Genomic DNA, 26957 nt, shown 5'->3' on the forward strand with positions numbered 1-26957 from the left:
GAGCCGGGGAATGCGGCGGGACCGACTCGGGCAGCGGTCCGGCGACCGGACACGGGGCCGGCCGGCCCAGTCCCCATGAGCAGAGCAGGAGTTGACCCATGTCCCACGGAGACGCAGCGGCGGACGCACCGCTCCCCTCGGCCGTCAGCATCGAACTCGGCGCGTTCCAGGTCGAGACGGTCCGCTCGGTGACCGGTCCGGCGATCGGCGCGGCACCACCCGGCGCCGGCCGGCAACCGGACGGCCCGGGTCGGGCCGGTGAGATCACCATCGTGCGCGGCCCGGACAAGAGCACCGCCTTCACCGACTGGCTCACCAGATGCCTGGTGGACCGCACCGACGTCCCGGCCCGGCAGGCGGTGACCGTCGTCCACTACGCCGCCGACCGCACCCCGTTGCGCCGCTTCCACCTCGCCAACGCCTTCCCGACCTCGTGGGAAACCCTGCGCGACGAGGCGGGAGACGGCGCCGCCGAGGAGTCGGTGACGCTGGAATACGAGGAGTTGACGGTCTCCATCTGAACGGGCCGCCGGATCCCGGCCGTCGTCCCGCACCGGACCGAGCCCCGGCTCCACGGACCGCGAGCCGGGGCTCCGCCGTTTCCCGCACCGTGCGGGAACAACCGGGAACAGAAGCCGGAGCGTTGATCGTTACCGCATGCGGTACCGACCACCATGCGGTACCGACCACACGTCCCAGGGGGCCTCATGCCACGTCCGTTCCGCTTCGGCGTCAACATGCTCACCATCGACTCGGGCCCGACCTGGCGCGAGAAGTGCCGGCGCGCCGAGGAGCTGGGCTATGACGTGCTGCTCGTCCCGGACCATCTGGGGTGGCCGGCGCCGTTCCCCGCGCTGGTCGCCGCCGCGGAGGCCACCGAGCGGCCCCGGGTGGGCACCTTCGTGCTCAACGCCGGGTTCTTCAACCCGGCGCTGCTGGCCCGCGAGGTGGCCACCACCGACGCGCTCACCGGCGGCCGGCTGGAACTGGGCCTGGGCACGGGGTATGTGAAGGCGGAGCACGACACGGCCGGGCTGCCCTTCGGGACGCCCGGGCAGCGGGTGGACCATCTGGAGCGCACCATCGGCGAGTTGGACCGGCTGCTCGGCGACCCCGAGTACCGGCCGCAGGCCGTCCAGCGGCCGCGCCCGCCGCTGCTGATCGGCGGCAACGGCCCGCGGATGCTGCGGCTGGCGGCGCGGCACGCGGAGATCGCGGCGTTCACCGGCGGCCGGCAGGCACCCGGCAAGCCGGAGGGCACCGTGGAGCTGCTGCCGCCCGAGAAGCTGGCGGCCTCGGTTGCCGCATACCAGGATTACGCCGCGGGCCGCGCCGAGCCGGCCGAGCTGAACATCATCGTCCACCAGGTGCTGGTGACCGACGACCGCCGCGCCGCCGCACGGGAGATCGCCGCACGGGGCATGGGGGTGGACGAGGAGCAGGCGCTGGAGGTCCCGACCCTGCTGATCGGGACGCCGGCGCAGCTGGCCGAGCAGCTGCGCGAGCGCCGGGAGCGGTACGGCTTCTCGTACATCACCGTGCTGGACCCGTTCCTGGAGGCGTTCGCGCCGGTGATCGAGGAGCTGAAGGGCAGCTGACCGGGGGGCGGAATCCGATCGACACGCCGCGGCGCGCGGTGATGGGATCGGATCATGACTGAACTCCAGGTCCGGGCCGCGACGCCGGCCGATCTCGATGCCGTCCTCGCCTTCTGGAAGATCGCCGCCGAGGGCACCAGCATCAGCGACGACACGGACGGGGTGGCGCGGCTGCTGGCGCGCGACCCCGAGGCGCTGCTGCTCGCCGAGGACGACGGCGAGCTGGTCGGCACCGCGATCGCCGGCTTCGACGGCTGGCGCTGCCATCTCTACCGGCTCGCCGTCCATCCCGACCGCCGCCGGCGCGGTACCGGCGGCGCGCTGCTGGCAGCGGCCGAGGCGCGGTTCACCGCACTGGGCGGCCGGCGCGGCGATGCCATGGTGCTGGACCGCAACGAGCTCGCGCACCATGCCTGGCGGGCGGCGGGGTATGCTCCCGAGCCGCAGTGGAGCCGCTGGGTCAAGCAGCTCGACGGCTGAACCGCAGGCCCTGTGGGAGCCCGCCCCGCATCCGAGGGGCGGGCTCGCGCCGTCTCCACTACTTTACAGACCCTTTACTATTGAGTTCCCCTCCCCCGGCGAAAGGTGTGTGAGCGTCCAGCCATGGGCGAACCTCCCAGTTGTCGAGCGTCCTGGCGACAGGGCGCGGACCTCCCGATCCTGTTCGAACATGGGACGGAGGTGACCCGATGACCGACCTGCTCCTGCTGGCCGTGGCACTCCTCCTGACCCTGGCCTGCGGCGTCTTCGTCGCGGCGGAGTTCTCGCTGACGACGGTCGAGCGCAGCGACCTGCAGCGCGCCGCCGAGCGCGGTGACCGCGGTGCGGACAGCGCCCTCAAGGCCGTCCGCGGACTGACCTTCCAGCTCTCCGGCGCCCAGCTCGGCATCACCGTCACCGGCCTGCTCATCGGCATGCTGTCCAAACCGGCCATCGCCACGCTGCTGTCCGGGCCGCTGGCCGCGATCGGCCTGCCGCGCTCCGCCGCGGACTCGGTGGCCCTGGTCCTCGGCACGGCGATCTCCACGGTGGTGCTGATGGTCGTGGGCGAGCTGGTCCCCAAGAACTGGGCGATCTCCAGCCCGCTGGCCGTCGCCAAGAAGGTCGCCACCGCACAGCGCGGCTTCAGCGCCACCTTCAGACCGCTGATCAGGCATCTCAACAACACCGCCAACCACATGGTCCGCCGGATGGGCCTGGAGCCGGCCGAGGAGCTGGCCTCGGCGCGCGGCCCGCAGGAGCTGGTGGCGCTGGCCCGGCACTCCGCCAAGGAAGGCGCCCTGGAGCCGGACACCGCCGAGCTGTTCGTCCGCACCCTCAACCTGGCCGATCTGACCGCGGAGAACGTGATGACGCCGCGGGTCCAGGTGGTGGCCCTGGAAGTGCAGTCCACCGCCGAGGACGTCGCCAACGCCACCCGCGCCACCGGGCTGTCCCGCTTCCCGGTCTACCGCGGCAGCCTGGACAGCGTCGTCGGGGTGGCCCACATCAAGGACGTACTGGCCGTGCCGGCCGAGCGGCGCCCCCGCCAGCCGGTCGCCGACCTGCTGCGCGAACCGCTGCTGGTGCCCGAGACGCTGACCGTGGACCGGCTGCTGGACCGGCTGTCCGGCCGGCGCACGATGGCCGTGGTCATCGACGAGTACGGCGGCACCGCCGGCGTGGCCACCCTGGAGGACATCGTCGAGGAGGTGGTCGGCGAGGTCCGCGACGAGCACGATCCGATGGAGATCCCCGACCTGGCCCCGGCCGGTACGGACGCGGACGGCCGCGCCATCTACCAGGCGGACGGCGCCGCCCGTACCGACCGGCTCGAACGGATCGGCCTGCGGCTCCCGGACGGCCCGTACGAGACCCTCGCCGGGCTGATCGCCACCGAGCTGGGCCGGATACCGGCGCCCGGCGACACCCTGGAGGTGGCGGGCTGGTCGATGGACGTGCTGGACGCGTCCGGCCACCGCGCGGCCCGGGTGCTGCTGCACGCGCCCGCAACCAACGCTGACGGCGCTGACGGCGCTGACGGCACCGACAGTGCAGAGGGGGCCCGATGACCGCGCTCCAGCTGTTCGTGGGGCTGCTGACCCTGGTCGTCAACGCCTTCTTCGTGGGCGCCGAGTTCGCGCTGATCTCGGTGCGCCGCAGCCAGATCGAGCCGCACGCGGAGGCCGGGGACCGCCGGGCGACCAGCGTGATGTGGGGTCTGAAGCACGTGTCCTCGCTGCTGGCCGCCGCCCAGCTGGGCATCACGCTGTGCACGCTGGTGCTGGGCGCGGTCGCCGAGCCGGCCATCGCGCACCTGCTGGAGCCGGTGTTCGACGCGGTGTCGGTCCCGCACGCGCTGATCCATCCGATCTCGTTCGTGATCGCGCTGGCCGCGGCGACCTATCTCCACATGCTCTTCGGCGAGATGGTGCCGAAGAACGTGGCGCTGGCCGAGCCGGTCCGCAGCGCACTGCTGCTGGGGCCGCCGCTGGTCGCGCTGACCCGGGCGCTGCGTCCGGTGATCTTCTCGGTCAACGCGCTCGCCAACGCTCTGCTGCGGCTGCTGCGGGTGGAGACCAGGGACGAGGTCGCCGCGACCTTCTCGGACGACCAGCTGGCGAAGATGGTCGAGGACTCGCGCGCCGCCGGGCTGCTCGACGAGCGGGCCAAGGAGCGCCTGCGGGACGCCCTGGAGCTGGGCCGCCGCCCGGTCCGGGACGTGGTGCTGCCGGTGGGCAAGGTCGTCTCGGCGCGGATGGGGATCACCCCCGACGAGCTGGAGCAACTGGCCGGCGAGTCCGGCTTCTCGCGCTTCCCGGTCGTCGACGACACGCGCCGCATCCTCGGCTATCTGCACGTCAAGGACGCCCTGGACGACGCCGCGCCGGGCTCGGCCCCCTTCCCGGTGTCCGCGCTGCGCCCGATCGCCCGCGTACGGGCCGCGACGCCGCTGGACGACGTGCTGACCGCGATGCGCGGTTCCCGTACGCACCTGGCCGCGGTGATCGGCGACGACGGGCGGCTGGCCGGGCTGGTGACCATGGAGGACGTCCTGCGGGAGCTGGTGCTGCAACAGCCCGCGCTCTGACCCGGGCCCCGCCGGCACGCGGGAACGGAACCCCCCGGAAACCCATCCTGACCGATCGGTTAGATTGCTAACCGATCGGTCAGTCGCGTTCGCGGCTGCCCACCGATCAGCCATCGCATCCGTACGCGTACGCGACGAGGGGGCAACAACATGGAGCGCACGACCTGCTGCGTGGTGGGCGGCGGCCCGTCCGGGATGATGCTCGGACTGCTGCTGGCCAGGGCCGGCATCGAGGTGACCGTCCTGGAGAAGCACGGCGACTTCCTGCGCGACTTCCGCGGGGACACCGTCCATCCGTCGACCCTGAACCTGCTCGACGACCTCGGACTGGGCGAGGAGTTCGCACGGCTGCCGTTCCCCAAACTGGAGGAGATGCGGGCGCAGATCGGCGACACCACCGTCGTGCTGGCCGATATGCGGCGCATCCCGGGCCGGCACAAGTACTTCGCCATGGTGCCGCAGTGGGACTTCCTCAACCTGATCGCCGGCGCCGCCGCCAGGGAGCCGTCCTTCACCCTGCGGATGCGCACCCGGGCCACCGGCCTGCTGACCGACGGCGGCCGGGTCACCGGGGTCCGCTACGTCGACGAGGACGGCGCCGCCCGGGAGTTGACGGCGGATCTCACGGTCGCCTGCGACGGCCGGGACTCGCCGGTCCGGCAGGCGGCCGGGATGCGCCAGCGGCAGTTCGAGGTGCCGATGGACGTCTGGCAGATCCGGGTGGACGCACCGACCGACGCCCTCAAGGGAGGCCGGGTGTTCGGCCGGTTCGGCGGCGGCCAGGCCGCGGTCACCATGGACCGCGGCACGTACTTCCAGACGTCCTACCTGATCGGCAAGGGCCAGGACGCGGCCCTGCGCCGCCACGACATCCAGTGGCTGCGGGACCGGCTGGGCGCACTGTTCGGCTGGGACGACGCGGTGACCGGCACGCTCGGCTCCTGGGACGACGTGAAGCTGCTGGAGGTGACGTTCGGGCGGCTCCGGCGCTGGCACCGGCCCGGCCTGCTGTGCATCGGCGACGCCGCGCACACCATGTCCCCGGTCGGCGGCGTCGGCGTCAACCTCGCCCTCCAGGACGCGGTGGCCGCGGCCCGGATCCTGGCCGGACCGCTGCGCCGCGGGACGGTGGACACCGAGGACCTGGCCCGGGTGCAGAAGCGCCGGGAGTGGCCGATGGCCATGGTGCAGAAGTCGCAGGAGAGCGAGCACGCCATGATCCGGTCCGCACTGAACGGCACGCTCCGCGGGGACCGGCTGCCGTTGCCGATGAAGCTGCTGCGGCGGGTGCCCGCGCTGCGGACCGTCACCGGCTACCTCGGCGGTATCGGCATCCGCCCGGAGCCGACCCCGGACTTCGCCCGCGTCAGGGCCGGCGCGCGATCGCGTTGAGGGTGAAGGTCTCCAACTCCGCGGCGGCGGCATGCAGATCGAGGTCCGGGTGGGCGAGCCAGTGCCCGATCACCCCGTCGATCGCGCCGCCGATCGCGAGCGCCACCGTAGGGGCGTCGAACTCCCGGAGCACACCGGCCTTCTGACCCTCCATCAGCAAGGCGGCCAGGGTCTGCCGGCGGTCGTGGGTGTCATGCGAGCCGGGCGTCTTGAGGCGGGTGCCGCCCTGGTCGTCGAGCAGCATCTCGGTGATCAGCCGGACCTGGCGACGGTTGTCGCGCTGATAGCCGATCATCGCGTGGACGTAGGCGACGACCGCGGCCTGCGGGTCCGGGGCCCCGGCCACCCGCTCGGCGACATAGCCGCCGAACTGGTCCAGCACCTGCGTCAGCGCCTCACGCGTGAGGTTGTCCTTCGAGGAGAAGTGGTAGAGCACCGCGGCCTTGGAGACCCCGGCCCGCTCGGCGATCGCGGACAGCGAGGCCGCCGGATAACCACGGGTCGAGATCAGGTCGATGGTGCAGTCGATCAGCTGCTGCCGGCGGGCCCGCTCGGTGAACGTCCTCGCGTCGGAATCCGCACGCTGCCGCGGAGTCATCGCACCCGCACCTCTGTCTTTCGCCGCCGCCGACCGTCTCGTGTCGACCCGCGGTCCTGCCGACACCCGACCGTACACCGCGGGATAGGATCACCGCGCCATGGAGATGAATGCCCGATACACCAGTTTCGTCGCGGTCGGCGACAGCTTCACCGAAGGCATGTCGGACGGGCTCCCCGACGGCTCCTACCGGGGCTGGGCGGATCTGCTCGCGGCCCGGCTCGCGACGCTCCCCCGGCCTTCGGCCGGGGGGACCTCCACCTCGCTTCGCTCGCCCGGTTTCCGGTACGCCAATCTCGCGGTGCGCGGCAAGCTCATCGGGCAGATCCTCGACGACCAGTGCGGGCCGGCCGCCTCGATGGGCGCCGACCTGGTGACCCTGGTCGGCGGCCTCAACGACGTGCTGCGGCCCCGGTGCGACGTGGACCAGGTCTGCGCACACCTCACCACCGCCGCCGACCTGCTGGCGCGCGGCGGCGGCAGACTGGTCCTGATGCGCAGCCCCGGCCGGCGCGGCCCCGTACTGGAACGCTTCCGCCCGCGTATGGAGCAGCTCTTCGCCCACCTCGACGAGCTGGCCGCCCGCCACGACGCCCTGGTCGTCGACCTCTACGCGTCGCGGGCCCTGGCCGACCCGCGGCTGTGGGCCGACGACCGGCTGCACCTCAACGCCGAGGGCCACCGCAGGGTGGCCGAGGCCGTCTGGCAGACGCTCGGCCTGCCAGCCGAGTCGGACTGGGACGCCCCGCTGCCGACCACCGCGCCGCCCGGCTGGGCCGCCCGCCGCGCCGCCGATCTGCGGTTCGCCCGGGAGCACCTGGTGCCGTGGATCGGGCGCCGGCTCACCGGGCGCTCCTCGGGGGACGGCCGCACCGGCGCCCAGTTCAGTGCCGACCGGGGCGAAGCCTTCTGGATAACCCCCGCCGACGGCACGCACCCCGGCCCGGTGACGGGCTGGCGGGAGGCGGGGGCGTAGCCCGCGACCGCTCCCCCCACCGCTCCCCCGCCGCCCGGCGGTCGACCCGGGCTGACGGCCGCCCCAGGCGTTACGCTCGTTCTGTCGGAATAGTCACGATAGTTCCCGATACTTCTCGATCATGCGGAGGCGGCCATGAGCGACTACGGCGAGTACACGACTCCGTCGCAGGCCGAGGGCGAGCGGCTGGAAGAGGACATGGATCCGGGCGAGCGGCGGCAGCGGCAGCACCCGGAGACGATGCGCACCCAGCCGTCCCAGGCGGAGGGCGAGCGCCGGGCGGAGGACGACGAGGACTGACGGCGAAGGCCGGGGCGCGCCCGTCGGCACCCGCTGCCGGTTGGAGGAACGCACAGGCCGGGGCGGGGCGCTGGCCTGCGCAAACCGCCAGTAGACTCTGGCCACGTGACTGCTGTGTCTGCGAAGCCTCGCATCCCCAATGTCCTGGCCGGCCGCTACGCCTCCGCGGAGCTGGCCGTGCTGTGGTCCCCCGAGTACAAGGTCAAGCTGGAGCGGAAGCTGTGGCTCGCGGTGCTGCGCGCCCAGAAGGACCTGGGGGTGGCGGTTCCCGAGCAGGCGCTCGCCGATTACGAGCGGGTCCTGGACACCGTCGACCTGGCCTCGATCGCCGAGCGCGAGAAGGTCACCCGGCACGACGTCAAGGCGCGTATCGAGGAGTTCAACGCGCTGGCCGGCCACGAGCAGGTCCACAAGGGCATGACTTCCCGCGACCTGACCGAGAACGTCGAGCAGCTCCAGGTGCGGCTGTCGCTGGAGCTGATGCGGGACCGTACGGTCGCCGTGCTGGCGCGGCTCGGCTCGCTGGCCGCCCAGTACTCCGAGCTGGTCATGGCGGGCCGCTCGCACAACGTCGCCGCGCAGGCCACCACGCTCGGCAAGCGCTTCGCGACCGCCGCCGACGAACTGCTGGTCGGCTACGCGCGGCTGGAGGAGCTGCTCTCCCGCTACCCGCTGCGCGGCATCAAGGGCCCGGTCGGCACCGCCCAGGACATGCTCGACCTGCTCGGCGGCGACGCCGGCAAGCTCGCCGACCTGGAGCAGCGGATCGCCGCCCACCTCGGCTTCGGCCGGGCGTTCACCTCCGTCGGCCAGGTCTACCCGCGGTCGCTGGACTACGAGGTGGTGACCACGCTGGTGCAGCTGGCCGCCGCCCCGTCCTCGCTGGCCAAGACGATCCGGCTGATGGCCGGGCACGAGCTGGTGACCGAGGGCTTCAAGCCCGGCCAGGTCGGCTCCTCGGCGATGCCGCACAAGATGAACACCCGCTCCTGCGAGCGCGTCAACGGCCTGATGGTCATCCTGCGCGGCTACGCCTCGATGGCCGGCGAGCTCTCCGGCGACCAGTGGAACGAGGGCGATGTGTCCTGCTCCGTGGTCCGCCGGGTCGCGCTCCCCGACTCCTTCTTCGCGCTGGACGGTCTGCTGGAGACCTTCCTGACCGTGCTCGACGAGTTCGGCGCCTTCCCCGCCGTCGTCGCCCGCGAACTGGACCGCTACCTCCCCTTCCTCGCCACGACCAAGGTGCTGATGGGTGCCGTACGCGCCGGTGTCGGCCGCGAGGAGGCGCACGAGGCGATCAAGGAGAACGCGGTCGCCTCGGCGCTGGCCATGCGCGAGCGGGGCGCGGAGCGCAACGAGCTGCTGGACAAGCTGGCGGCGGACTCCCGCATCCCGCTGGACAAGGCGGAGTTGGACGCGCTGATGGCGGACAAGCTGTCCTTCACCGGCGCGGCCGGCGACCAGGTGGCGGCCGTCGTCGCCCGGATCGGGGAGATCGCCAAGCAGCACCCCGAGGCCGCCGCCTACGCCCCGGGCGCGATCCTCTGACCCGGGCCGCAGCCGTGCGCTTCACCCCCGAAGAACTGGAGGCCGCTCGCGACCGCCTCGTCCCGGACGTGGCCGCGAGCGGTCTGCGGGTGCTCTTCTGCGGTATCAACCCCGGCCTGATGACGGCGGCCACCGGCCACCACTTCGCCCGGCCCGGCAACCGCTTCTGGCCCGTCCTGCACGCCGCCGGCTTCACACCCCGGCTGCTGCTCCCCGCCGAGCAGCGGGAACTCCTCGACCACGGCTGCGGCATCACCAATGTGGTGGCGCGGGCGACCGCCAGGGCCGACGAGCTGAGCGCGGAGGAGTACCGCGAGGGCGGGCGGCTGCTGGCCGAGAAGGTGGACCGGCTGCGCCCGCGGTGGCTCGCCGTCGCCGGCGTCACGGCCTACCGCGCCGCCTTCGGCGACAAGCACGCCCGGATCGGCCCCCAGGAACGCACCCTCGGCGCCACCCGCATCTGGGCGCTGCCCAACCCCAGCGGCCTGAACGCCCATTGGACGGCGGCCACCATGGCGGAGGAATACGGGCGGCTGCGCGCCGCGGCATTCGGCGAGCCCTGACCCCACGGCCCACCCGGGGCTCCCTCGCGGAATGAAGCCGGCGCTCCCAACCGGCGGCCCGCGTACGACTACGGTATGCGGGCCCCCGGCGGCGCCGTCCCCTCCCCTATCGCCGCCAGCACCTGGCACGGCTGCTCCGGTCCGCACCGCCCCGCACCGACCGCCGTCCAGCGGTCCCCGTCCTGCCAGATGTGGATGCGCGGCACCAGTCCGGCGAGCAGCTCCAGCGGCGGCCGTACCGGCAGGCCCATCGCCACCCGCTCCAGCGCCTCCGCCAGGTCCGCCACGCCGGGCTCGCCCCACCGTAAGGACAGCACCGCGACCAGCGCCGCCAGTTCGGCCGCGCACGCCTCGCGCAGCTCCTCCGCCTCCGCCGGATCCACGTCCCACAGCGGCCCGCTCTCCCACAGCCGCGCCACATGGAATCCCGGTCCGCTCTCGCCTGCCGCGGTCCGCTCCCGCCGCTCGGGGAACGCCCGGGCCCGTAACGCGTCGAGCACGCGGAGCGCCGTCGGCGGTACATCGGGGGGCTGGGGCTCTTCGGGTACGCCGGGTCGGGTGGTCCGGGGCGTCCCCGGCATCTCGGGTGTCATGACGTCAGTAAACCGCGGGGGTCTGACAATTGGCCGTCCGCGCGGTCCGCACCGCCGCGGCGGACCGCTCCCCGGGCCACCCCGGCGGCCGGACGGGGCTCGCCGCATACCCGCTGACCGGCTACGATCCGCCAGACAGGCGAGGCGAGGAGACGGACGTTGGGTCGGCTCACCGGCGGGGACCCCTCCCTGCTGCGACGGATCAACTCCGCGGTGGTGCTGCACGCACTGCGGGCCGCGGACTCCCCCACGCTCACCGATCTCGTCCAGGTGACCGGTCTGTCCCGGCCGACGGTCGAGGGCGTGATCGAGGGGCTCGTCGAGACCGGGCTGGTGGCCGAGGCGGCGGCCGAGGAGAGCGAGACCCGGCGCCAGGGGCGGCCGGCCCGCCGCTTCCGGTTCCGTACCGAGGCCGGGCATCTGCTGGGCATCGAGATCGGGTCCCATCGGGTCGCGGCGCTGCTGTCCGATCTGAGCGGACAGGTGCTGGACTCCGCGCAGCGCCCGGTGGCGGAGACCGCGCCGGCGGACGAGCGGCTGGAGCGGGTACGGGCCGTGGTGGCCGATCTGCTGCGCCGGACGGGCGTGGCACGCAGTTCGCTGCGGGCGGTCGGGGTGGCCGGACCGGGAATCGTGGAGGCGGACGGCACCGTGCGGCTCTGCACCGCGCTGCCCGGCTGGACGGGGCTCCCGCTGGGCGAGCGGCTGCGGCGGTCGTTCCGCTGCCCGGTGCTGGTGGAGAACGACGCCAACGCGGCGGCGGTGGCCGAGCACTGGCAGGGCGCGGCGACCGGTTCGGACGACGTCGTCTTCGTTCTGGCGGGGCTGAGCCCGGGAGCCGGTTCGCTGATCGGCGGGCGGCTGCACCGCGGCTTCGGCGGAGCGGCCGGGGAGATCGGCGCGCTGCACCTGCTGGGCCGCGAGGCGACGCCGGAGAAGCTGCTGTCGACGACCGGGGAACCGCTGCACCCGCTGGACGAGGCACAGGTGGCGGCGGTGTTCGCGGCGGCCAGGGACGGCGACGTCCGGGCGCGGGAGGCGGTGGAGCGGTTCATCCGGCGGCTGGTCCACGACGTGGCCGCGCTGGTGCTGGCACTCGATCCGGAGCTGGTGGTGATCGGCGGCTGGGCCGCCGGGCTGGCGGGCGTGTTGGAGCCACTGCGCCGGGAGTTGGCGCGCTACTGCCTGCGTCCGCCGGAGGTCGCGCTGTCCCGGCTGGGTGAGGCGGCCATCGCCACCGGGGCGCTGCGGCTGGCGCTGGACCACGCCGAGGGCGAACTCTTCGCGGTGGAGGGGACGGTGACGGGCCGCCGGTGAGGCGCGGGAGCGCACGGGGCGGGCCCGCGCCGGAGGTGCGTCCGGTGCGGGCCCGGCGGCGCGGCGGGCCGGTCAGCCCGCGAGCAGCGGCTCCGTCTCGCTCTCCCCGAACGTCAGCCGGCAGGTGTCGGCCCGGTACGTGGAGACCGCGACGGCGGCGGTACGGCCCCCGGAGACATAGCGGGTGGTGACGACGAGGACCGGCGCGCCGGGCAGCCGGTCCAGCAGCCGGGCGTCCTCGGCGCGGGCCGAGCCGAGCTCGACGGTGCGGTCGTGGCCGTCCAGCTCCAGTGTCTGGAGTTCCGCCAGCACCGCACGGGCACGCGCCGGTCCCAGGGTCAACTCGGCGCAGCCGGGGAGTACTTCGGAGGGTACGTAGAGCAGCTCGGCGGCGACCGGCCGGCCGACCGAGACGCGGTTGCGGCGGACCACGTGGACCGGAGCGCCGGGGGCCGTCTCCAGGAGGCGGGCCACCGCGGCGGGCACCGTGTCGGTCTCGACGGCGTCGACCGGCTGCCAGTCGTCGCCGGCGGAGCCGGGCCAGGTGTGGCGGGCGGGGTCGACGGCGACGCCGACGCGTGGGGGCGCGACGGTGGTGCCCACGCCGCGGCGGCGCTGCAGTCTGCCTTCCAGCTCCAGCTGTTCGAGCGCCTGCCGGAGGGTGGCCCGTGCGACACCGAACCGCGCGGCCAGGTCCCGCTCGTTGGGAAGGATCTCGCCGACCGAGAACTCCGAGTCCAGCGCCTCGCTGAGCACGGTCTTGAGATGCCAGTACTTGGGCTCCGGAGCCGTTTCGAGCTGCGTGTTCCCCACCCCCATGGACACGGGCCCGCAAGCGGGCCGGATTTCGAGCGCTTCTTTATTAAAGGTTGTTGCAGTATCCCGACGATATGACCGCCCCCACCCTTGGTCAAGACCAATCCACCAACCGTTTCGACGCGGCCACACGGCCTTCACCCGCACCGCCGCCGGGGCGGCGCCGTCACCGAGGCCGAGGCCCTAGGCTCAGGTGCATGCTCACGCTCCTGCACACCTCGCCCGTCCATGTCCCGGTTTTCGACGCGCTGCGCGACGAGGACGCCCCCGGCCTCCCGCTGCGGCATCTCGTACGGCCCGAACTCCTGGCGAAGGCGCGGGAGTCGGGGCCCGACGCGGTGGCGGAGGAGGTCGCCGAAGCGGTCGCCGGCGCGGCGGGCGACGGGGCGGCGGCGCTGCTGTGCACCTGCTCGACGATCGGTGCGGTCGCGGAGGCGGCCGGAGCCGCGCTGGGCCCGCCGGTGCTGCGGGTGGACCGGCCGATGGCCGCGGCGGCGGTCGCCGCCGGCACCCGCGTCACGATCCTGGCCACCGTGGAGAGCACGCTCGCGCCCACGGCGGAGCTGATCGCCGCCGAGGCCGACCGGGCCGGGCGCGCGGTGCGGATACGGGCGGAGTTCGTACCGGGTGCCATGGACCGGTTCGAGGCGGGGGACATGGAGGACTGTCTGGCGGCGGTCGCCGCCGCGGCGCGCCGGGTGCGGGACGCCGGGGACACCGACGCGATCGTCCTGGCACAGGTGTCGATCGCGGCGGTGGCGGACCGGCTGGCGGCGGACGGGGCGGCCGGCGGCGGGCCCGTGGTGCTGTCGAGCCCGCGGCCCGGCCTGCGGGCCGCCGCGCGGCTCGCCGGCGGCCCCGCGTACGCGTAGGGGCCGTCCCGGGCCCGTTCAGGGCGTCAGCGAGGCCAGCTTGTCCGGGTTGCGGATGAGGTAGATCGTCTGGATCCTGCCGTCCTGGACGCCGAGTTGGAGAACGGTGTCCACCCTGCCGCCGTAGTGGATCAACAGCGCCAGGCCGCCGTTGAGTTCGCGGAAGGCGAGCCCCGGGGCGGGCGGCAGGCCGCCGGCGACGCCGAGGAGGAACCGTGCGACCTTGTCGGCGGATTCGATGATCCGCAGTGGCGCCTTGGCCTTGCCGCCGCTGTCGCCGACCAGCCGCGCGTCCGCCGCGAGCAGGCCCAGCAGACCCGCCAGGTCGTCCCCGGTGGCGGCGGCCAGGAAGCGCTCGGTCAGCTCGCGCTGCCGGTCCGGGTCGACCTCGAACCGCGGGGTGCCGTCCGCCACGTGCCGCCGGGCCCGGCCGGCCAGTTGGCGCACCGCCGCCTCGCTGCGCTCCAGGACGGTGGCGATCTCCGCGTACGGGTAGCCGAACGCCTCCCGGAGGACGAACACGGCGCGCTCCAGGGGGGAGAGCGACTCCATGACGACGAGAACGGCGAACGTGACGGACTCGGCGAAGACGGCACGCTCGGCGGTGTCGGGCGCGGTGCCGCCGGGCACCAGGACGTCGGTGGCGAGCGGTTCGGGAAGCCAGGGACCCACGTAGGACTCGCGGCGGGAGCGGACCTGCCGGAGGCGGTCGATGGCCAGGCGGGTGGTGATCCGCACGAGATAGGCGCGCGGTTCGCGCACCGCGGTCCGGTCGGCGTCCGACCAGCGCAGCCAGGCGTCCTGCACCACGTCCTCGGCGTCGGCGACCCGGCCGAGCATGCGGTAGGCCACGCCGTGCAGCAACGGGCGGTGGGCTTCGAAGACTTCGGCGGCGTCGGTCGCGGGATCGGTCAGCACCCACCCATATCAGCGGGCCGCCGCCGCGATGTCCAGCCCGAACCGTGCTCGCCCGCCGCTGCCCGGGCCGGCCGCTCCGGAGCCGCCCGTTCCCCATCCGCTTCCCGCGGGCCGCCCCGGCCGCTCCCGTCGCCGCCGCGCCCCCGGGGGAGCAGCCCCGAGCCGAGTACGACCCCGGCGCCGACCAGGAGGCTGCCGCCCAGCTGCGCGAGGCCGTAGCCGCCGGTGCCCGCCAACGGGGCGGTGAGCGCGGCGAAGACCGGGATCAGGCCGGAGAAGAGGGTGGCGCGTTCGGCGCCGATCCGCTGGATGCCGGCGTACCAGCAGACGAAGCCGACGACGGTGACGACGACGGCCTGCCAGCCGAGCGCCGCCGCCTCCACCGCGTCCGGCAGCCGCAGCCAGTGCGCCCCTTGGGCCGCCGGGCCGAGGACCGCCGCTTCGAGGGCGGCGAGTGCGCAGACCGCCGCGGAGAGGAGGCGCGGGCCGAGCGGCGCCACCAGCGGGACCGCCAGCACCGCGAAGCCGACCTCGCCGCACAGCGCCGCCGCCGAGTAGCCGATGCCCGGGCCGTCGGTGCGGCCCCACCCCTGGACGGCGAAGGCCCCGGCGGCGACCAGCAGGGCGCCGCGCACCACGGCGGGGCGCGGGCGGCGGCCGGCCAGCGCGGGAACCAGGACCGCGACCACGACCGGTGCGCAGCCGACGAACACGCCGGGCACGGCCGGTTCCGCGGTGCGCTCGGCCGCGAGCACGGCCAGGTTGAATCCGAGCATCCCGATGGCGGCGAGCAGCGCGAGGCGCACCCACTGGCGGAGCGTCAGGGAGCGCAGCGGTGCGGTGCCGCGGCGGCCGAGGAGGGCGAGCAGGACGGCGGCGGCGAGACCGTAGCGGAGGGCCTGGCCGCCCGCGTACGGGTAACTGCCGAGCAGGCTGTTGGCGGTGAACGAGCCGCCTACGAGGAAGCAGGCGACGGCGGCGAGCAGCGCGCCGCGGTGGTGGGTCCGGTCCATGAGACGGACCGTAGGCAGGCGGGCGGTCCGTCTTAAGGTCCACTTCGGGAGCGTCATGGAGGACCACTTCGTGGGCCGGGGGCCGCCGGGGTGCCGGTGGCGGAGAGGATCGGGCCCGTGCCGTACGAGAGCGAGCCGCCGGGCGGCGCCGTGTGGGCCGCCGCCTGGGAGTTGCTGCTGCCGACCGCGGCGGCGCCGCCCCGGCAGCGCGGCCGATTGCTCCAGGAGGCGCTGCGGGACGCGGTGCGCTCGGGCCGGCTGGCGACCGGGACGCGGCTGCCGTCGGGCCGGGCGCTCGCCGCCGACCTGGGGGTGTCGCGGGGCCTGGTGACCGAGGCGTACGAGCAGTTGACGGCCGAGGGCTATCTGCGCAGCCGGCGCGGCGCGGGGACGTGGGTGGGCGGGGCGGTGCGCGGCGAGGTGCCGGTGGCGGCCGGGCCCGCGCCCCAAGAGAGCGTGCCGGACGTCGACTTCACCCCGGGGACGCCGGACCTCTCGCTCTTCCCCCGGGCCGCCTGGTCCGCCGCGCACCGCAGGGCGGTGTCCCGCCTGCCGCACCGGGCGCTCGGCTATCCGGACCCGCGCGGGCTGCCCGAACTGCGCGGGGAGATCGCCCGGTTGCTGTCCCGCCGGCGCGGGGTGGTGGCCGATCCGGGGCGGGTGGTGGTGTGCTCCGGGGTGGCGCAGGCGATGACGCTGCTGGGGTTCACGCTCCACGGGGCGGGGCAGCGGACGGTGGCCGTCGAGGAACCGGGGAGCCCCGACCACCGGGCGCTGTTCGCGGCGGCCGGACTGGAGTCCGTGCCGCTCCCGCTGGACGGCGAGGGCCCCGACCCGGCGGTGCTGGCGGCGTCCGGCGCGCGGACCGCGGTGCTGACCCCGTCGCATCAGTTCCCCACCGGGACGGCCGTGTCGGCGGCCCGCCGGTCGGCGCTGCTGCGCTGGGCGCGGGCGGTCGACGGGCTGATCGTCGAGGACGACTACGACGGCGACTTCCGGTACGACAGGGCGCCGGTCGGCGCGTTGCAGGGCCTGGATCCGGACCGGGTGGCGTACACCGGGTCGGTGAGCAAGTCGCTGGCTCCGGGGCTGCGGCTGGGGTGGCTGGTGGTGCCGGCGCGGCTGCTGGACGGGGTGGTGGCCCGGAAGCGGCTGCTGGATCTGGGCAATCCCGTGCTGGACCAGGCGCTGCTGGCCGATCTCGTCGCGCGCGGCGACTACGACCGCCAACTGCGGCGCTGCCAGCGGGCCTACCGGGAGCGCCGGGACGCGCTGACCGCGGCGCTGGCCGTGCACTGCCCCGGTGCGGTGGTCACCGGGATCGCCGCCGGTCTGCACGCCATCGTCACGCTGCCGGCGCGCTGTGGGCCCGAGGCGGCGTTCCTCGGGCTGGCCCGGCGCGCGGGGCTGGGGCTGCGCCCGCTGGCGGACTACGAGTGGGCCGGGCGGCGCGAGCCGGCCGCCGGGCGGGACGGCCGGGTGCGGCTGGTCCTGGGCTATGCGCATCTGACGCCGTCGGAGATCGCCCGCGGGGTGGCGCTGCTGGGCGGCCTCGGCACGGCCTGAGGCAGAGCGGCGGCGCCGGCCGGATCACCGGTTCGCGGAGTTGCTCCAGTCCCGCTCGCAGAGCACCAGCCGGTAGCCGTCCGGGTCCTCGATCGTCGTGCCCCACTCGTCCCAGTAGGAGTTGTGGGCCGGCACCCGCTTGCCGCCGCAGTGTTCGAGGCGGGCGACCAGGCTGTCGGGCACCGGTTCGCCCAGGTAGACGACCAGCAAGTCGTCCGGTGTGGGGGCCGGTTGGAGCGCGCCGGAGGGGTCGAGGGTCAGCTCCAGGTGCCAGGAGGCGTCCGGCCAGCCGAGCATCAGGAGGGAGTGCTCGCCCGCCCCGGAGGTGTGGCGGAACAGCTCGGTCAGGCCCAGACCGGTGCGCCAGAAGCGGTCGGCGGCCGTCAGGTCGCGGGACGGGCGGGCGATACGGATATGGGCGGAACCGTTGGCCGGCATGCGGTGTCACCTTCCATGGGGCCGCCGTGCGGCGGCGCGTATCAGGACCGTAAGCGCTCCGGCGTCCTCCTGGCGATCGTCCGCCGGTCTTGCGACCCTGGTCCTGGTCCTGGTCCTGGTCCTGGCCCGGCCTGGTCCCGGTTCCGGGGCCACGGGGCTGCTGTTCACCGGGAGTTCGGCTGCGCGGCACCGGATGGCGATACGAACGGGGTGTACGGAGCGCGAACGACACCATGGAGGCGGGAAGATGACGGACCGGCCCGGCGGCGGACCGAGGCAGCGGACCGGGGCGGTGGGCGCTCCTTCGGCGAGGTCCGACCGGCCGGTGCGGAGGGTGGTCCGAACCGCGGCGACCGAGTCCCGCGCGAAGGACCCGCAGCACTTCGGCGAGATCGGTATCGGCGGGGGAAGCGGGGAGCTGGCGGTGCGGCTGCGTCAGGAGGTCGGAGAGACACTGTTCACGAAAACACCGCAACCGGGACGGGTAGGGCAGTAGAGGCCAATGTGTCGATTGCGTCTTTTACCCGTACGACACAATGTGTTGGCGACCAGGCAACACCTGTCGGCAAGGCTGTCTGCATGACTGAAGCAACCTCTGCCCGTTCCGCCCGGCGCCATCACTGGCGCCGGGACGCCGTCGAGCTGGCCGCCCTGTTCACTGCCGTGGCGGTGGCCGACGTCGTGGCCGACATGGTCGCGCACGGCCCGTCCGGCCCGGTGATGCTGGGCGCCGCGGCCCTCGCGCTGCTCGCCACGACCGGCTTCCACATCTGGTGGTCACGCCGTCGTGAGCACGCCCCACCACCGGCCGATACCGGCGCCACCGCACCGTCCGCCGCACCGGCACCCGAGGCCGGCGGCCAGGAGACGGCGCTGTGGCGGATGCGGACCACGGTCCGGGACGAGCCGGGCAGCCTGGCTGCGCTGTGCACCGCGCTGGCCGAGCGCCGGGTGGACATACTCAGCCTCCAGACCCATCCGCTGTCCGACGGGACGGTGGACGAGTTCCTGCTGCGCGCGCCGGCCGGTCTGCCGCCCGCGGACCTGACGCGTACGGTGGCCGGCGCCGGCGGCTCGCACAGCTGGCTGGAGCGGGCCGATACCCACGACCTGGTCGACGCGCCGACCCGGATGCTCGGCCTGGCCACCCGCACGGCCCTCGATTCCGCCGAACTCCCGCTCGCTCTCCGGCAGTTGCTCGGTCGCTGCACGATCCGCTCGGTGCCCGCCCGGTCGCTGACCGGTCAGCCCCTCGCCGAGGAGGTGCCCGCCGAGGGCGTGCTGGAGGACCACACCATGAAGTTCCGCGATCCCTCCGGGGGTTCGCTCACCATCGAAAGGCCGCAGTTGCCGTTCACACCCACCGAGTTCGCCCGGGTACGCGCGCTGGTAGAGCTGGACTCCCGGCTCGGCCAGCGGGTGCCCCCGCGGCGCGAGGTGCTGACGCTGCCCGAGGGCAACGCGATCACGGTCCGCCGCGCCGGCACCGCGGATCTGGCCGCCGCCCGGGAGATGCACGACCGCTGCTCGGCACAGACCCTCGCGCTGCGCTACCACGGCCCGGTCGGCGACGCCGAACGCTATCTGGACCATCTGCTCAGCCCGCGCTTCGGCCGCACCCTGGCCGCGGAGACCGCGTCCGGCCGGCTGGTGGCACTGGGCCACCTCCTGTGGGACGGCGACGAGACCGAGGTGGCGCTGCTGGTCGAGGACGCCTGGCAGCAGCGCGGCATCGGCGCCGAACTCCTCCGCCGGCTGGTCGCGATGGCCGCCGAGACCGGCTGCGAGAGCGTCTACGCCATCACCCAGGCATCCAACACCGGCATGGTGACGGCGATGCGCGGACTGGGCCTGCCCCTCGACTACCAGATAGAGGAGGGCACCCTGGTCATCACCGCCCGCCCGGCGGGCGTCCCCGCGCGCCGGGAAGCCCGCGAGGAACTCCGCGTCCGGGACGGCTCCCGGCACGGCTGATCACGTGGCCAGCCGCCGGGGCAACCGTCCGCGCCCCGGCGGTCCCCTGCGTCCGGCCCGATCCGTTGGACCGCGGCGCCGGACGCGACAGGAACGTCCACCGGAATGATGGTGACGCGGCGGGCCCATCCGTACGAGGATGGCCGTCATGTCCAACACCACTACTCCCACGGGCGGTCCACTGCCCCGCCAGGTCGCCGACGCCTATGTCGACGCCCTCGTCGACCTGGATCCGATCACCGGCACCTTCCTCGGCGTCGCCGAGAGCTCCGACAAGCTCCCCGACTTCTCCCCCGAGGGCCAGGAAGCGGTGGCGCGGCTCGCCCGTACGACGCTGGAGCGACTCGCCGAGGCCGAGGCCCGTCCGGGCGCGGACACCCCCGCCGAGAAGATCTGCGCCCGGCTGCTGCGCGAGCGGCTGACCGCGGAACTCGCGGTCCACGACGCGGGCGAGGGGCTGCGCACGGTCAGCAACCTCAGCTCGCCGCTGCACCACATGCGCGAGGTCTTCACCGTCACCCCCACCGAGACCGACGAGGACTGGGCGGCGATCGCCCGACGGCTGCGCGCCGTACCGGCCGCGCTGGCGGGCTACCGCGCCTCCCTCGAAGCCGGCCTCCGGCAGGACCTCCCCGCCGGTCCGCTCCAGGTCACCACCGTCATCGGCCAGTTGGGCGAGTGGATCGGCACCGACCGCAGCTGGTTCGCCGAGTTCACCGCCCCCGGGCCGGAGTCGCTGCGCGCCGAGCTGGCCGCGGCGGCGGACCTGGCCACCGGGGCCCTGGTGGAGCTGCGCGACTGGTTCCGGGACGACTACGCCCCGGCCATCGAGGGCGCCCCGGACGTCGTGGGCCGGGAACGGTACGCCCGGCTCGCCCGTTACTACAACGGCGCCGACCTCGACCCGGAGGAGGCGTACGCATACGGCTGGTCGGAGTTCCACCGGCTGCTGGCCGAGATGGAGGCCGAGGCCGAGAAGGTCCTGCCCGGCGCCAAGACGCCGTGGGAGGCGCTGTCCTGGTGCGACGAGCACGGCGAGGCGGTCGAGGGCGTCGAGGAGACCCGGCAGTGGCTCCAGTCGCTGATGGACGAGGCCATCGACGCGCTGGACGGCACCCACTTCGAACTCGCCGAGCGGGTCCGCCGGGTGGAGTCGCGGATCGCCCCGCCGGGCAGCGCCGCCGCCCCGTACTACACCCAGCCGTCGCTGGACTTCTCCCGCCCCGGCCGCACCTGGCTCCCGACGATGGGCGAGACCCGCTTCCCGGCGTACGACCTGGTCTCCACCTGGTACCACGAGGGCGTGCCCGGCCATCACCTCCAGCTGGCGCAGTGGGTGCACGTCGCGGACGCGCTCTCGCGCTACCAGACCACCGTCGGCATCGTCAGCGCCAACGCGGAGGGCTGGGCGCTGTACGCCGAGCGCCTGATGGACGAACTGGGCTTCCTGACCAACGCCGAGCGGCGGCTGGGCTATCTGGACGCGCAGATGATGCGGGCGATCCGCGTCATCATCGACATCGGCATGCACCTGGAGCTGGAGATCCCGGCCGACTCCCCCTTCCACCCGGGCGAGCGCTGGACCCCGGAGCTGGCGCACACGTTCCTGGCCGGCCACTGCAGCCGCCCGGCGGACTTCGTCGAGAGCGAGATCGTCCGCTACCAGGGCATGGCGGGCCAGGCGATCGGCTACAAGCTCGGCGAACGCGTCTGGCTCCAGGGCCGCGAGGCCGCCCGCGCCCGGCACGGTGCGGACTTCGACCTCAAGTCCTGGCACATGGCGGCGCTGTCGCAGGGCTCGCTGGGCCTGGACGACCTGCTGAGCGAGCTGTCGGCGCTCTGACCGGACCGGCCGCCGCTCCGTTCACCGTGTCGGGGCGGCGCCGGGCCCTCGTCGTCAAGGACCGGGGCACGTCCCGCGAGCACGAGTGGCAGGTAGGCCGGCGCCCCGGCCTCAGCAGCCGCACTCCCCGTCGCCGACCGGCGCGGTGAGCGGGTCGGCCGGGCGCTGCCGCGGCCCCTGCCGGGTCGTGACCTCGTAGCCCTCGCGGATCCAGTACTCGATGCCGCCGAGCATCTCCTTGACGCGGTAGCCGAGGCGGGCCAGGGCGAGGGCGGCCCGGGTGGCGCCGTCGCAGCCGGGGCCCCAGCAGTGGACGACGACCGGGACGGCCGGGTCCAGCAGCCCGGGCGCGTCCTGCGGAACACGGGCCGTGGGGAGGTGCACGGCGCCGGGGACATGGCCCTGGTCCCAGGCCGCGGCGCTACGGCAGTCGACGAGGACGAAGCCGGGGGCGCCGGGGGCGAGCGCGGCGTGGACGTCGGCGACGTCGGTGTGGAAGGCGAGGCGGGCGGCGAAGTACGCGGCGGCGTCGGCGGGTTCGGCGGGCGGCACGGCCAGCACCGGGCCGACGGCGGCCAGGGGCCGCGGGGTGGAGGTGGTCATGGCCGAAAATCTACGGTCGGCCGCTCGGCCCGCGAAGGGATGATCAGCGGCAGGAACCTTGATGTACCGGGGATTCCACTGCTAGACAGCGGGGATGACCGGTTATTCCCCCGACGCCACCGACTGGCGCATCCTCGACGTCCTCCAGCAGCACGGCCGCGCGGGCTACGCCGAGCTGGCGCGCGCGGTGAACATGTCCGCGAGCGCGGTCACCGAACGGGTCCGGCGGATGGAGGAGGCCGGGGTGATATCGGGGTACGCGGCGGTGATCGACCCCGAGCGGATCGGGCTGCCGGTGCTGGCCTTCGTCCGGCTCCGCTACCCGAACGGGAACTACAAGCCGTTCCACGATCTGCTGGAGACCACACCGGAGATCCTGGAGGCGCATCACGTCACGGGCGACGACTGCTTTGTGATCAAGGTCGCCGCGCGGTCGATGAGGCATCTGGAGGAGGTGTCGGGACGCATCGGTGCGCTGGGCTCGGTGACCACGAGCGTGGTCTACTCCTCGCCGCTCCCCCGGCGTCCCGTCAGCCGCTGATCCGGCCCCGCTGCCGGGCCCCGGTCAGCCCGGCACCCGATGGCGGACCGTCGAACCGGCGCGGTCCTTGACCACCTCCAGCTGGGACGGGATGCGCGCCTTGAGGTCCGCGACGTGGCTGACGATGCCGACGCTGCGGTCGCGTTCGCGGAGCGCGTCGAGGACGTCGAGGACCTCGTCGAGGGTCTGTTCGTCGAGGCTGCCGAAGCCCTCGTCGATGAAGAGGGTGTCCAGCCGGGTGCCGCCCGCCTCGTCGGTGACGACATCGGCGAGGCCGAGGGCCAGGGCGAGCGACGCGAAGAAGGTCTCGCCGCCGGAGAGGCTGGCGGTGTCCCGCTCCTGGCCGGTCCAGGCGTCGATGACGTGCAGGCCGAGGCCGGAGCGCCGGGCGCCGCCGGCCCGTTCGTCGGAGTGGACGAGGGTGTACCGGCCGCCGGACATCCGGCGCAGCCGGGCGGTGGCCGCGGCGGCGACCTGCTCCAGGCGGGCGGCCAGCACATACGACTCCAGGCGCATCCGCCGTGCGTTCTCGCTGGAGGTGCCGGAGGTGAGCGAGGCGAGGCGGGCGATCCGGTCGTACGCGGCGCGCAGCGGGGCCAGGCGGCGGGCGTCGTCCTCGGCGTCGGTGGAGAGCCGGTCGAGGGCGGTGCAGCGTTCCCGGGCCGCGGCCAGGCCGGCGGCGGCGGTCCGCAGCCGCTCCGCCGCGGCGCGGTGCGCGGTGCGGGCGGCGTCCGGGTCGGCGGGCGGCAGGGCCGCGGCGGAGGCGAGTTCCGGCCGGTCCAGCTCGGCCGCCACGGCCGCCGCTGCGGCCTGCCGGTCGTCCAACTCCCGCTGCACGGCCCGTCGTTCGGCGTCCGGCAGCAGGGCCTCGGCCGCCGCCTCCGGAGTACCGAACCCGGCGCGGTAGGCGGCGTCGGAGAGCTGTGCGTCGGCCTCCTTCAGACGCTGGGCGCAGCCGGCTGCCGTACGGGACGCCTCGGCCGCGGCGGCGAGCAGCGCGATCCGCCGCTCCAGCCGCTCGGCCCGCTCGGCGACGCTGCCGCAGTCGCCTCGCGCCTCGGCCAACTCCTCCTCCAGCGCGGCCCGTTCGCGGTCCAGGGCCTCACGGTGGGAGGTACGGGCGGCGGCCCGGCGCTCGGCCTGCTGCTGCGCGTCGCGGCGCCGCTCGTACTCCCGCTCGGCGCGCGCCAGCGCCTCGCGGGCGCCGTGCAGATCGGCTCCGGCGGCCTGGGCGCGGGCGAAGTCGGCCCGCAACTGCTCGACGTGGCCGGCGAGTTCGGCGGTGGGGCCGTCGCCGGCCGCGGCGCCGGCGGCGGCCAGCGCCTCCTTGACGGACTGGCGGTGCCCCTCCGCCCGCTGCCGGGTCTCCTCGGCGCGGCGGTGGGCCTCCTGTGCGGCCTCCTCGGCGGCCCGGTCGACATGGCCGGCGCCGGCCCGGGCCGGGTCCGGGTGCTCGGTCGCGCCGCACACCGCGCACGCCAGGCCGTCTTCCAGCTGGGCGGCCAGTTCGGCGGCGATCCCACGCAGCCGCAGCTCCTTGAGCTCCAGCCAGTGCTCCTGAGCCTTCGCCGAACGCTCCCGGGCGGTCAGCAACTCCGCTTCCGCGTCCCCTAGTTCGCCGGTGAGACGGTCGCGCCGGCGGGCCGCGTCCAGCCGTTCAGCGGCCGGGGCGATCCGGTCGCCGAGCTGTTCCGCGCGGCCGGCGGACTCCTGTGCGGTCTCGATCCGCCGCTGGTGTGCCCGGCGCGCGGCGCCCCATTCGGCGAGCCACTGGGCGGCGTCCAGCAGCGTCTGCTCGTCGGCGTGCGCCTCGCGGTCGAGGGTGGCGCGCTCCCGGCCGAGGTCGGCGGCCCGCCGCTCGGCCCGGCGCGCCGCCGCGAGCGCTCCCAGATCGGCCCGCAACGTCCGTTCCAGCGCGGCGAGTCGGTCGCCCTCGGCGTCCGCGAGGTCGGGCGGCAGCGGGGCACGGTGCTGCCGTTCGGCGCGCTGGGCGGCGGCCAGCTCCTGCCAGGCGTCCTCGCGCAGCGCGAGGACGGGTGCCACGCCCGCGGCGGCGCGGGCCCGCTCCAGCCGTTCCCGCAGGCGGTCGCCCGCGCCCGCGCCGGCGGCCAGTTCGGCGGCGCGGCGGCGGGCGTCGGCGTGCCGGCGCTGGAGCCGGTCCCGTTCCAGGGTCTCCTCCAGCCGTGCGGCGGCCGACCGCTCCGCCGTCTCGGCGGCGTGGACCGCGGACGCGGCGATCTCCCGGCGCTCGCGGGCGCTCGCCCGGGCGACCGCGGCGCGGGCCAGCACCGCCCCGGCGAATCCGGGCTCGCCGGGACCGGGCGCGGCGGCAGCGGCGGTCGCCTCGGCGGGTGCGGTGGCCGCCGCCCGTCCGCCGCGCCGGTTCGCTCCCGCCTGTACCGGCACAACCGCCTTTGCCAGAGCGGGCACTGACGGGTCGTCGAGATCCGGGGCGGACCCGGCCGCCTGCGCCATCCGGTGGGCCAGCGCCAGCAGCCGGTCGTCCCCGGTCGCCACCTGGTCGGCCGCGGCCCTGCGGCGCGCCGTCAGCTCCTCTTCGAGCGCGGCGAACCGCCCGGTGTCGAAGAGCCGCCCCAGCAGCCGGGCCCGCGCCTCCGCGTCCGCCCGCAGGAAGCGCGCGAAGTCGCCCTGGGGCAGCAGCACCACCTGGCAGAACTGCTCCTTGCTCATGCCGAGCAGCTGCTGGATCTCCTCGCCGATCTCCTGGTGCGAGCGGCTGAGCGGCCGCCACTCGCCGGCCGGCACGCCGTCGGCGGCCGGCCCCGCGGGGACGAACTCGCGCAGCCGGCTCTGCGCCTTCTCCTTCGTCGTACCGCTGCCGCGCTTCTTGGGGCGGGGCTGCTCGGGCAGCCGGGTGATCTCCAACCGGCGTTCGGCCACGGTGAGTTCGAGGACGACCTCGGTCAGGGTGGAGGGGTCGGCCAGATCGCTGCGCAGGGCCTGGCCGCTCTGGCGCGCCCCGGGCACCGACCCGTACAGCGCGAAGCAGACCGCGTCCAGGACCGAGGTCTTGCCCGCGCCGGTCGGCCCGTGCAGCAGGAAGAGGCCGTCGCGGGCGAGCCGGTCGAAGTCGACGGTCTGGGCGCCGCCGAACGGCCCGAACGCGGTGACGGTCAGCCGGTGCAGCCTCATCGCGCCACCTCCGCCACCGCGTCGGCGGCCCGTACCTCGTCGATGGCGGACCGCAGTTCGGCCCGCTCCGCGTCGTCGGCGGCGCGCCCGGACCGGACGTGTGCCACGAAGTCCTCGGCGATCTCCTGGTCGCTCCGGCCGCGCAGCCGCTGGGCGTACGAGGCCGTGGACCGGGCCGGGCCCTCGTCCGGGTCGAAGACCAGGCTCAGGGTGTGCGGGAAGCGCTGGGCCAGCCGGGCCATGGGGTCGTGCGGCCGGGAGGCGTCGGTGAGCGTCGCCTCCACCCAGGAGTCCTCGTGCCGGGCCAGCGCCGGGTCGTCCAGCAGCTGTTCCAGCGGTCCGCGGATACGGGCCAGCGGTCGCGGCACCGGGCAGTCCACCCGCTCGGCGTGCACGCTGCCGTCCGCGTCGAGGTCGACGAGCCAGGACGACTTGCGGTGCGCGGCCTCGGAGAAGGAGTAGGCGAGCGGCGATCCGGAGTAGCGGACCCGCTCGGTGAGGGTCTGGCAGCCGTGCAGATGGCCCAGGGCCGCGTAGTCGACGCCGTCGAACACGGCGGCCGGGACGGACGCGACCCCGCCGACGGTGATGTCCCGCTCGCTGTCGCTGGCGGTGCCCCCGGTGACGAAGGCGTGCGCGAGCACCACGGAGCGCGTCCCGCCGGGCCGGGCGGCCAGGTCGTCGCGGACCCGGTCCATGGCGGCGCCGAGGACCGCGGCGTGATCGGCGCGCGGTGCGCCGAGGGTGTCGCGCACCATGGCCGGTTCGAGATACGGCAGTCCGTAGAGGGCGACCGGGCCGTGCGCGTCGTCGAGGAGGACGGGGGTGCCGCAGGCCGCCGGGTCGGTGCGCAGGTGGACGCCGGCCTGCCGCAGCAGTCCGGAGCCGACGCCCAGCCGGCGGGCCGAGTCGTGGTTGCCGGAGATCATGACGGTGGGCACGCCCAGGGCGGCGAGCCGGTGCAGGGCGTCGTCGAAGAGCCCGACGGCGGCCAGCGGCGGTACCGCGCGGTCGTAGACGTCGCCCGCGACCAGGACCGCGTCGGCCTCCCGGTCGCGGACGGTGGCGACGAGGTGGTCGAGGAACGCGCGCTGGGCGGAGAGCATGCTCACGCGGTGGAAGGACCGCCCCAGATGCCAGTCCGAGGTGTGCAGGAATCTCACCCGGCCGCTCCGCCCCCCATGAACCGCACCTACGCCCCTCCCGAACCCCGCCGACCGGCGCTTGTGTCCCGCTGACCGGCGGCCGACCAGGCTATCCGGGCC

At 74.7% G+C, this 26957-nt stretch carries 25 protein-coding genes; 16 read left to right on the forward strand and 9 right to left on the reverse strand.

Annotation, left to right across the window (positions count from 1 at the left end):
• The first annotated feature begins 98 nt into the window (after positions 1 to 98).
• The 6 genes from GR130_RS24970 to GR130_RS24995 all read left to right on the forward strand — a co-directional run bounded on the left by GR130_RS24970 (position 99) and on the right by GR130_RS24995 (position 6060).
• Complete coding sequence (locus tag GR130_RS24970; RefSeq protein ID WP_159506788.1) at positions 99 to 521, forward strand: phage tail protein; 423 nt, start codon at positions 99 to 101, stop codon at positions 519 to 521.
• 186 nt (positions 522 to 707) lie between these two features.
• On the forward strand, positions 708 to 1598 hold the full coding sequence (locus GR130_RS24975) for an LLM class F420-dependent oxidoreductase (RefSeq protein ID WP_159506789.1): 891 nt from the start codon (positions 708 to 710) through the stop codon (positions 1596 to 1598).
• Between the two features lie 54 nt (positions 1599 to 1652).
• Positions 1653 to 2078: a GNAT family N-acetyltransferase gene (locus GR130_RS24980; protein WP_159506790.1), complete on the forward strand. Its 426-nt coding sequence runs from the start codon at positions 1653 to 1655 to the stop codon at positions 2076 to 2078.
• 209 nt (positions 2079 to 2287) lie between these two features.
• On the forward strand, positions 2288 to 3649 hold the full coding sequence (locus GR130_RS24985; RefSeq protein ID WP_159506791.1) for a hemolysin family protein: 1362 nt from the start codon (positions 2288 to 2290) through the stop codon (positions 3647 to 3649).
• Entirely contained in the window at positions 3646 to 4668 is a 1023-nt protein-coding gene (locus GR130_RS24990; protein WP_159506792.1) for a hemolysin family protein, read from the forward strand. Before GR130_RS24985 ends, GR130_RS24990 begins: the two co-directional genes overlap by 4 nt.
• 150 nt (positions 4669 to 4818) lie before the next feature.
• Positions 4819 to 6060 (forward strand): FAD-dependent oxidoreductase, encoded by a 1242-nt coding sequence (locus GR130_RS24995; protein ID WP_159506793.1) that lies wholly within the window; start codon positions 4819 to 4821, stop codon positions 6058 to 6060.
• On the opposite strand, the gene GR130_RS25000 is transcribed toward GR130_RS24995, so the two are convergent.
• Positions 6035 to 6658: a TetR/AcrR family transcriptional regulator gene (locus GR130_RS25000; protein WP_159506794.1), complete on the reverse strand. Its 624-nt coding sequence runs from the start codon at positions 6656 to 6658 to the stop codon at positions 6035 to 6037. The two genes, GR130_RS24995 and GR130_RS25000, sit on opposite strands and share 26 nt — an antisense overlap.
• Positions 6659 to 6758: 100 nt before the next feature.
• Between GR130_RS25000 and GR130_RS25005 the strand changes: the two genes are divergently transcribed.
• The 4 genes from GR130_RS25005 to mug all read left to right on the forward strand — a co-directional run bounded on the left by GR130_RS25005 (position 6759) and on the right by mug (position 10045).
• A complete protein-coding gene (locus GR130_RS25005) occupies positions 6759 to 7634 on the forward strand; it encodes an SGNH/GDSL hydrolase family protein (RefSeq protein ID WP_159506795.1) in 876 nt (291 codons plus the stop codon).
• 135 nt (positions 7635 to 7769) lie between these two features.
• Positions 7770 to 7934, forward strand: a complete 165-nt coding sequence (locus GR130_RS39980) for a hypothetical protein (RefSeq protein ID WP_201304986.1) — start codon at positions 7770 to 7772, stop codon at positions 7932 to 7934.
• Between the two features lie 114 nt (positions 7935 to 8048).
• Entirely contained in the window at positions 8049 to 9482 is a 1434-nt protein-coding gene (gene purB, locus GR130_RS25010; RefSeq protein WP_159510194.1) for an adenylosuccinate lyase, read from the forward strand.
• 14 nt (positions 9483 to 9496) lie between these two features.
• Entirely contained in the window at positions 9497 to 10045 is a 549-nt protein-coding gene (gene mug / locus GR130_RS25015; protein WP_159506796.1) for a G/U mismatch-specific DNA glycosylase, read from the forward strand.
• 68 nt (positions 10046 to 10113) lie between these two features.
• Here the strand turns inward: mug and GR130_RS25020 are convergent, their stop codons facing one another.
• Positions 10114 to 10638, reverse strand: coding sequence for a hypothetical protein (locus GR130_RS25020; RefSeq protein ID WP_236573438.1), 525 nt, complete (start codon positions 10636 to 10638; stop codon positions 10114 to 10116).
• A gap of 159 nt (positions 10639 to 10797) precedes the next feature.
• On the opposite strand from GR130_RS25020, the gene GR130_RS25025 reads away from it, so the two are divergent.
• The gene (locus GR130_RS25025) at positions 10798 to 11955 is read left to right on the forward strand and encodes an ROK family transcriptional regulator (RefSeq protein ID WP_159506797.1); all 1158 of its coding nucleotides are present in this window, start codon (positions 10798 to 10800) and stop codon (positions 11953 to 11955) included.
• A gap of 72 nt (positions 11956 to 12027) precedes the next feature.
• Here GR130_RS25025 and GR130_RS25030 read toward each other — a convergent pair whose 3' ends face one another.
• Positions 12028 to 12768 (reverse strand): GntR family transcriptional regulator, encoded by a 741-nt coding sequence (locus GR130_RS25030; protein WP_159506798.1) that lies wholly within the window; start codon positions 12766 to 12768, stop codon positions 12028 to 12030.
• A gap of 200 nt (positions 12769 to 12968) precedes the next feature.
• On the opposite strand from GR130_RS25030, the gene GR130_RS25035 reads away from it, so the two are divergent.
• Entirely contained in the window at positions 12969 to 13643 is a 675-nt protein-coding gene (locus GR130_RS25035; protein ID WP_159506799.1) for an aspartate/glutamate racemase family protein, read from the forward strand.
• An 18-nt stretch (positions 13644 to 13661) separates the two neighbouring features.
• On the opposite strand, the gene sigJ is transcribed toward GR130_RS25035, so the two are convergent.
• Together sigJ and GR130_RS25045 are read right to left on the reverse strand one after the other, a co-directional pair.
• Entirely contained in the window at positions 13662 to 14561 is a 900-nt protein-coding gene (gene sigJ / locus GR130_RS25040; protein ID WP_159506800.1) for an RNA polymerase sigma factor SigJ, read from the reverse strand.
• Positions 14555 to 15574 (reverse strand): DMT family transporter, encoded by a 1020-nt coding sequence (locus tag GR130_RS25045; protein ID WP_159506801.1) that lies wholly within the window; start codon positions 15572 to 15574, stop codon positions 14555 to 14557. Before GR130_RS25045 ends, sigJ begins: the two co-directional genes overlap by 7 nt.
• A 117-nt stretch (positions 15575 to 15691) precedes the next feature.
• Here GR130_RS25045 and pdxR point away from each other — a divergent pair, with 117 nt between their 5' ends.
• Complete coding sequence (pdxR, locus tag GR130_RS25050) at positions 15692 to 17140, forward strand: MocR-like pyridoxine biosynthesis transcription factor PdxR (protein ID WP_201304987.1); 1449 nt, start codon at positions 15692 to 15694, stop codon at positions 17138 to 17140.
• A 24-nt stretch (positions 17141 to 17164) separates the two neighbouring features.
• Here the strand turns inward: pdxR and GR130_RS25055 are convergent, their stop codons facing one another.
• Positions 17165 to 17578: a VOC family protein gene (locus GR130_RS25055; protein WP_159506803.1), complete on the reverse strand. Its 414-nt coding sequence runs from the start codon at positions 17576 to 17578 to the stop codon at positions 17165 to 17167.
• 579 nt (positions 17579 to 18157) lie between these two features.
• Here GR130_RS25055 and GR130_RS25060 point away from each other — a divergent pair.
• Together GR130_RS25060 and GR130_RS25065 are read left to right on the forward strand one after the other, a co-directional pair.
• Complete coding sequence (locus GR130_RS25060) at positions 18158 to 19552, forward strand: GNAT family N-acetyltransferase (protein WP_159506804.1); 1395 nt, start codon at positions 18158 to 18160, stop codon at positions 19550 to 19552.
• Positions 19553 to 19700: 148 nt separating this feature from the next.
• The gene (locus GR130_RS25065; RefSeq protein ID WP_159506805.1) at positions 19701 to 21395 is read left to right on the forward strand and encodes a DUF885 domain-containing protein; all 1695 of its coding nucleotides are present in this window, start codon (positions 19701 to 19703) and stop codon (positions 21393 to 21395) included.
• Between the two features lie 111 nt (positions 21396 to 21506).
• On the opposite strand, the gene GR130_RS25070 is transcribed toward GR130_RS25065, so the two are convergent.
• Positions 21507 to 21998 (reverse strand): rhodanese-like domain-containing protein, encoded by a 492-nt coding sequence (locus GR130_RS25070; protein WP_159506806.1) that lies wholly within the window; start codon positions 21996 to 21998, stop codon positions 21507 to 21509.
• A 94-nt stretch (positions 21999 to 22092) separates the two neighbouring features.
• Here GR130_RS25070 and GR130_RS25075 point away from each other — a divergent pair, with 94 nt between their 5' ends.
• Positions 22093 to 22539, forward strand: coding sequence for an Lrp/AsnC family transcriptional regulator (locus GR130_RS25075; protein WP_159506807.1), 447 nt, complete (start codon positions 22093 to 22095; stop codon positions 22537 to 22539).
• A gap of 24 nt (positions 22540 to 22563) precedes the next feature.
• On the opposite strand, the gene GR130_RS25080 is transcribed toward GR130_RS25075, so the two are convergent.
• Complete coding sequence (locus tag GR130_RS25080) at positions 22564 to 25692, reverse strand: AAA family ATPase (protein WP_159506808.1); 3129 nt, start codon at positions 25690 to 25692, stop codon at positions 22564 to 22566.
• Positions 25689 to 26855 (reverse strand): exonuclease SbcCD subunit D, encoded by a 1167-nt coding sequence (locus GR130_RS25085; RefSeq protein ID WP_159506809.1) that lies wholly within the window; start codon positions 26853 to 26855, stop codon positions 25689 to 25691. Before GR130_RS25085 ends, GR130_RS25080 begins: the two co-directional genes overlap by 4 nt.
• Between the last annotated feature and the right edge of the window lie 102 nt (positions 26856 to 26957).

The organism is Streptomyces sp. GS7 (genome assembly GCF_009834125.1).
Taxonomy (GTDB): domain Bacteria; phylum Actinomycetota; class Actinomycetes; order Streptomycetales; family Streptomycetaceae; genus Streptomyces.

Coding starts and splice junctions, on each gene's coding strand:
- GR130_RS24970 (WP_159506788.1), top strand. CDS start 99: ATGTCCCACGGAGACGCAGCGGCGGACGCACCGCTCCCCTCGGCCGTC.
- GR130_RS24975 (WP_159506789.1), top strand. CDS start 708: ATGCCACGTCCGTTCCGCTTCGGCGTCAACATGCTCACCATCGACTCG.
- GR130_RS24980 (WP_159506790.1), top strand. CDS start 1,653: ATGACTGAACTCCAGGTCCGGGCCGCGACGCCGGCCGATCTCGATGCC.
- GR130_RS24985 (WP_159506791.1), top strand. CDS start 2,288: ATGACCGACCTGCTCCTGCTGGCCGTGGCACTCCTCCTGACCCTGGCC.
- GR130_RS24990 (WP_159506792.1), top strand. CDS start 3,646: ATGACCGCGCTCCAGCTGTTCGTGGGGCTGCTGACCCTGGTCGTCAAC.
- GR130_RS24995 (WP_159506793.1), top strand. CDS start 4,819: ATGGAGCGCACGACCTGCTGCGTGGTGGGCGGCGGCCCGTCCGGGATG.
- GR130_RS25000 (WP_159506794.1), bottom strand. CDS start 6,658: ATGACTCCGCGGCAGCGTGCGGATTCCGACGCGAGGACGTTCACCGAG.
- GR130_RS25005 (WP_159506795.1), top strand. CDS start 6,759: ATGGAGATGAATGCCCGATACACCAGTTTCGTCGCGGTCGGCGACAGC.
- GR130_RS39980 (WP_201304986.1), top strand. CDS start 7,770: ATGAGCGACTACGGCGAGTACACGACTCCGTCGCAGGCCGAGGGCGAG.
- GR130_RS25020 (WP_236573438.1), bottom strand. CDS start 10,638: ATGACACCCGAGATGCCGGGGACGCCCCGGACCACCCGACCCGGCGTA.
- GR130_RS25035 (WP_159506799.1), top strand. CDS start 12,969: ATGCTCACGCTCCTGCACACCTCGCCCGTCCATGTCCCGGTTTTCGAC.
- GR130_RS25045 (WP_159506801.1), bottom strand. CDS start 15,574: ATGGACCGGACCCACCACCGCGGCGCGCTGCTCGCCGCCGTCGCCTGC.
- GR130_RS25055 (WP_159506803.1), bottom strand. CDS start 17,578: ATGCCGGCCAACGGTTCCGCCCATATCCGTATCGCCCGCCCGTCCCGC.
- GR130_RS25060 (WP_159506804.1), top strand. CDS start 18,158: ATGACTGAAGCAACCTCTGCCCGTTCCGCCCGGCGCCATCACTGGCGC.
- GR130_RS25065 (WP_159506805.1), top strand. CDS start 19,701: ATGTCCAACACCACTACTCCCACGGGCGGTCCACTGCCCCGCCAGGTC.
- GR130_RS25070 (WP_159506806.1), bottom strand. CDS start 21,998: ATGACCACCTCCACCCCGCGGCCCCTGGCCGCCGTCGGCCCGGTGCTG.
- GR130_RS25075 (WP_159506807.1), top strand. CDS start 22,093: ATGACCGGTTATTCCCCCGACGCCACCGACTGGCGCATCCTCGACGTC.
- GR130_RS25080 (WP_159506808.1), bottom strand. CDS start 25,692: ATGAGGCTGCACCGGCTGACCGTCACCGCGTTCGGGCCGTTCGGCGGC.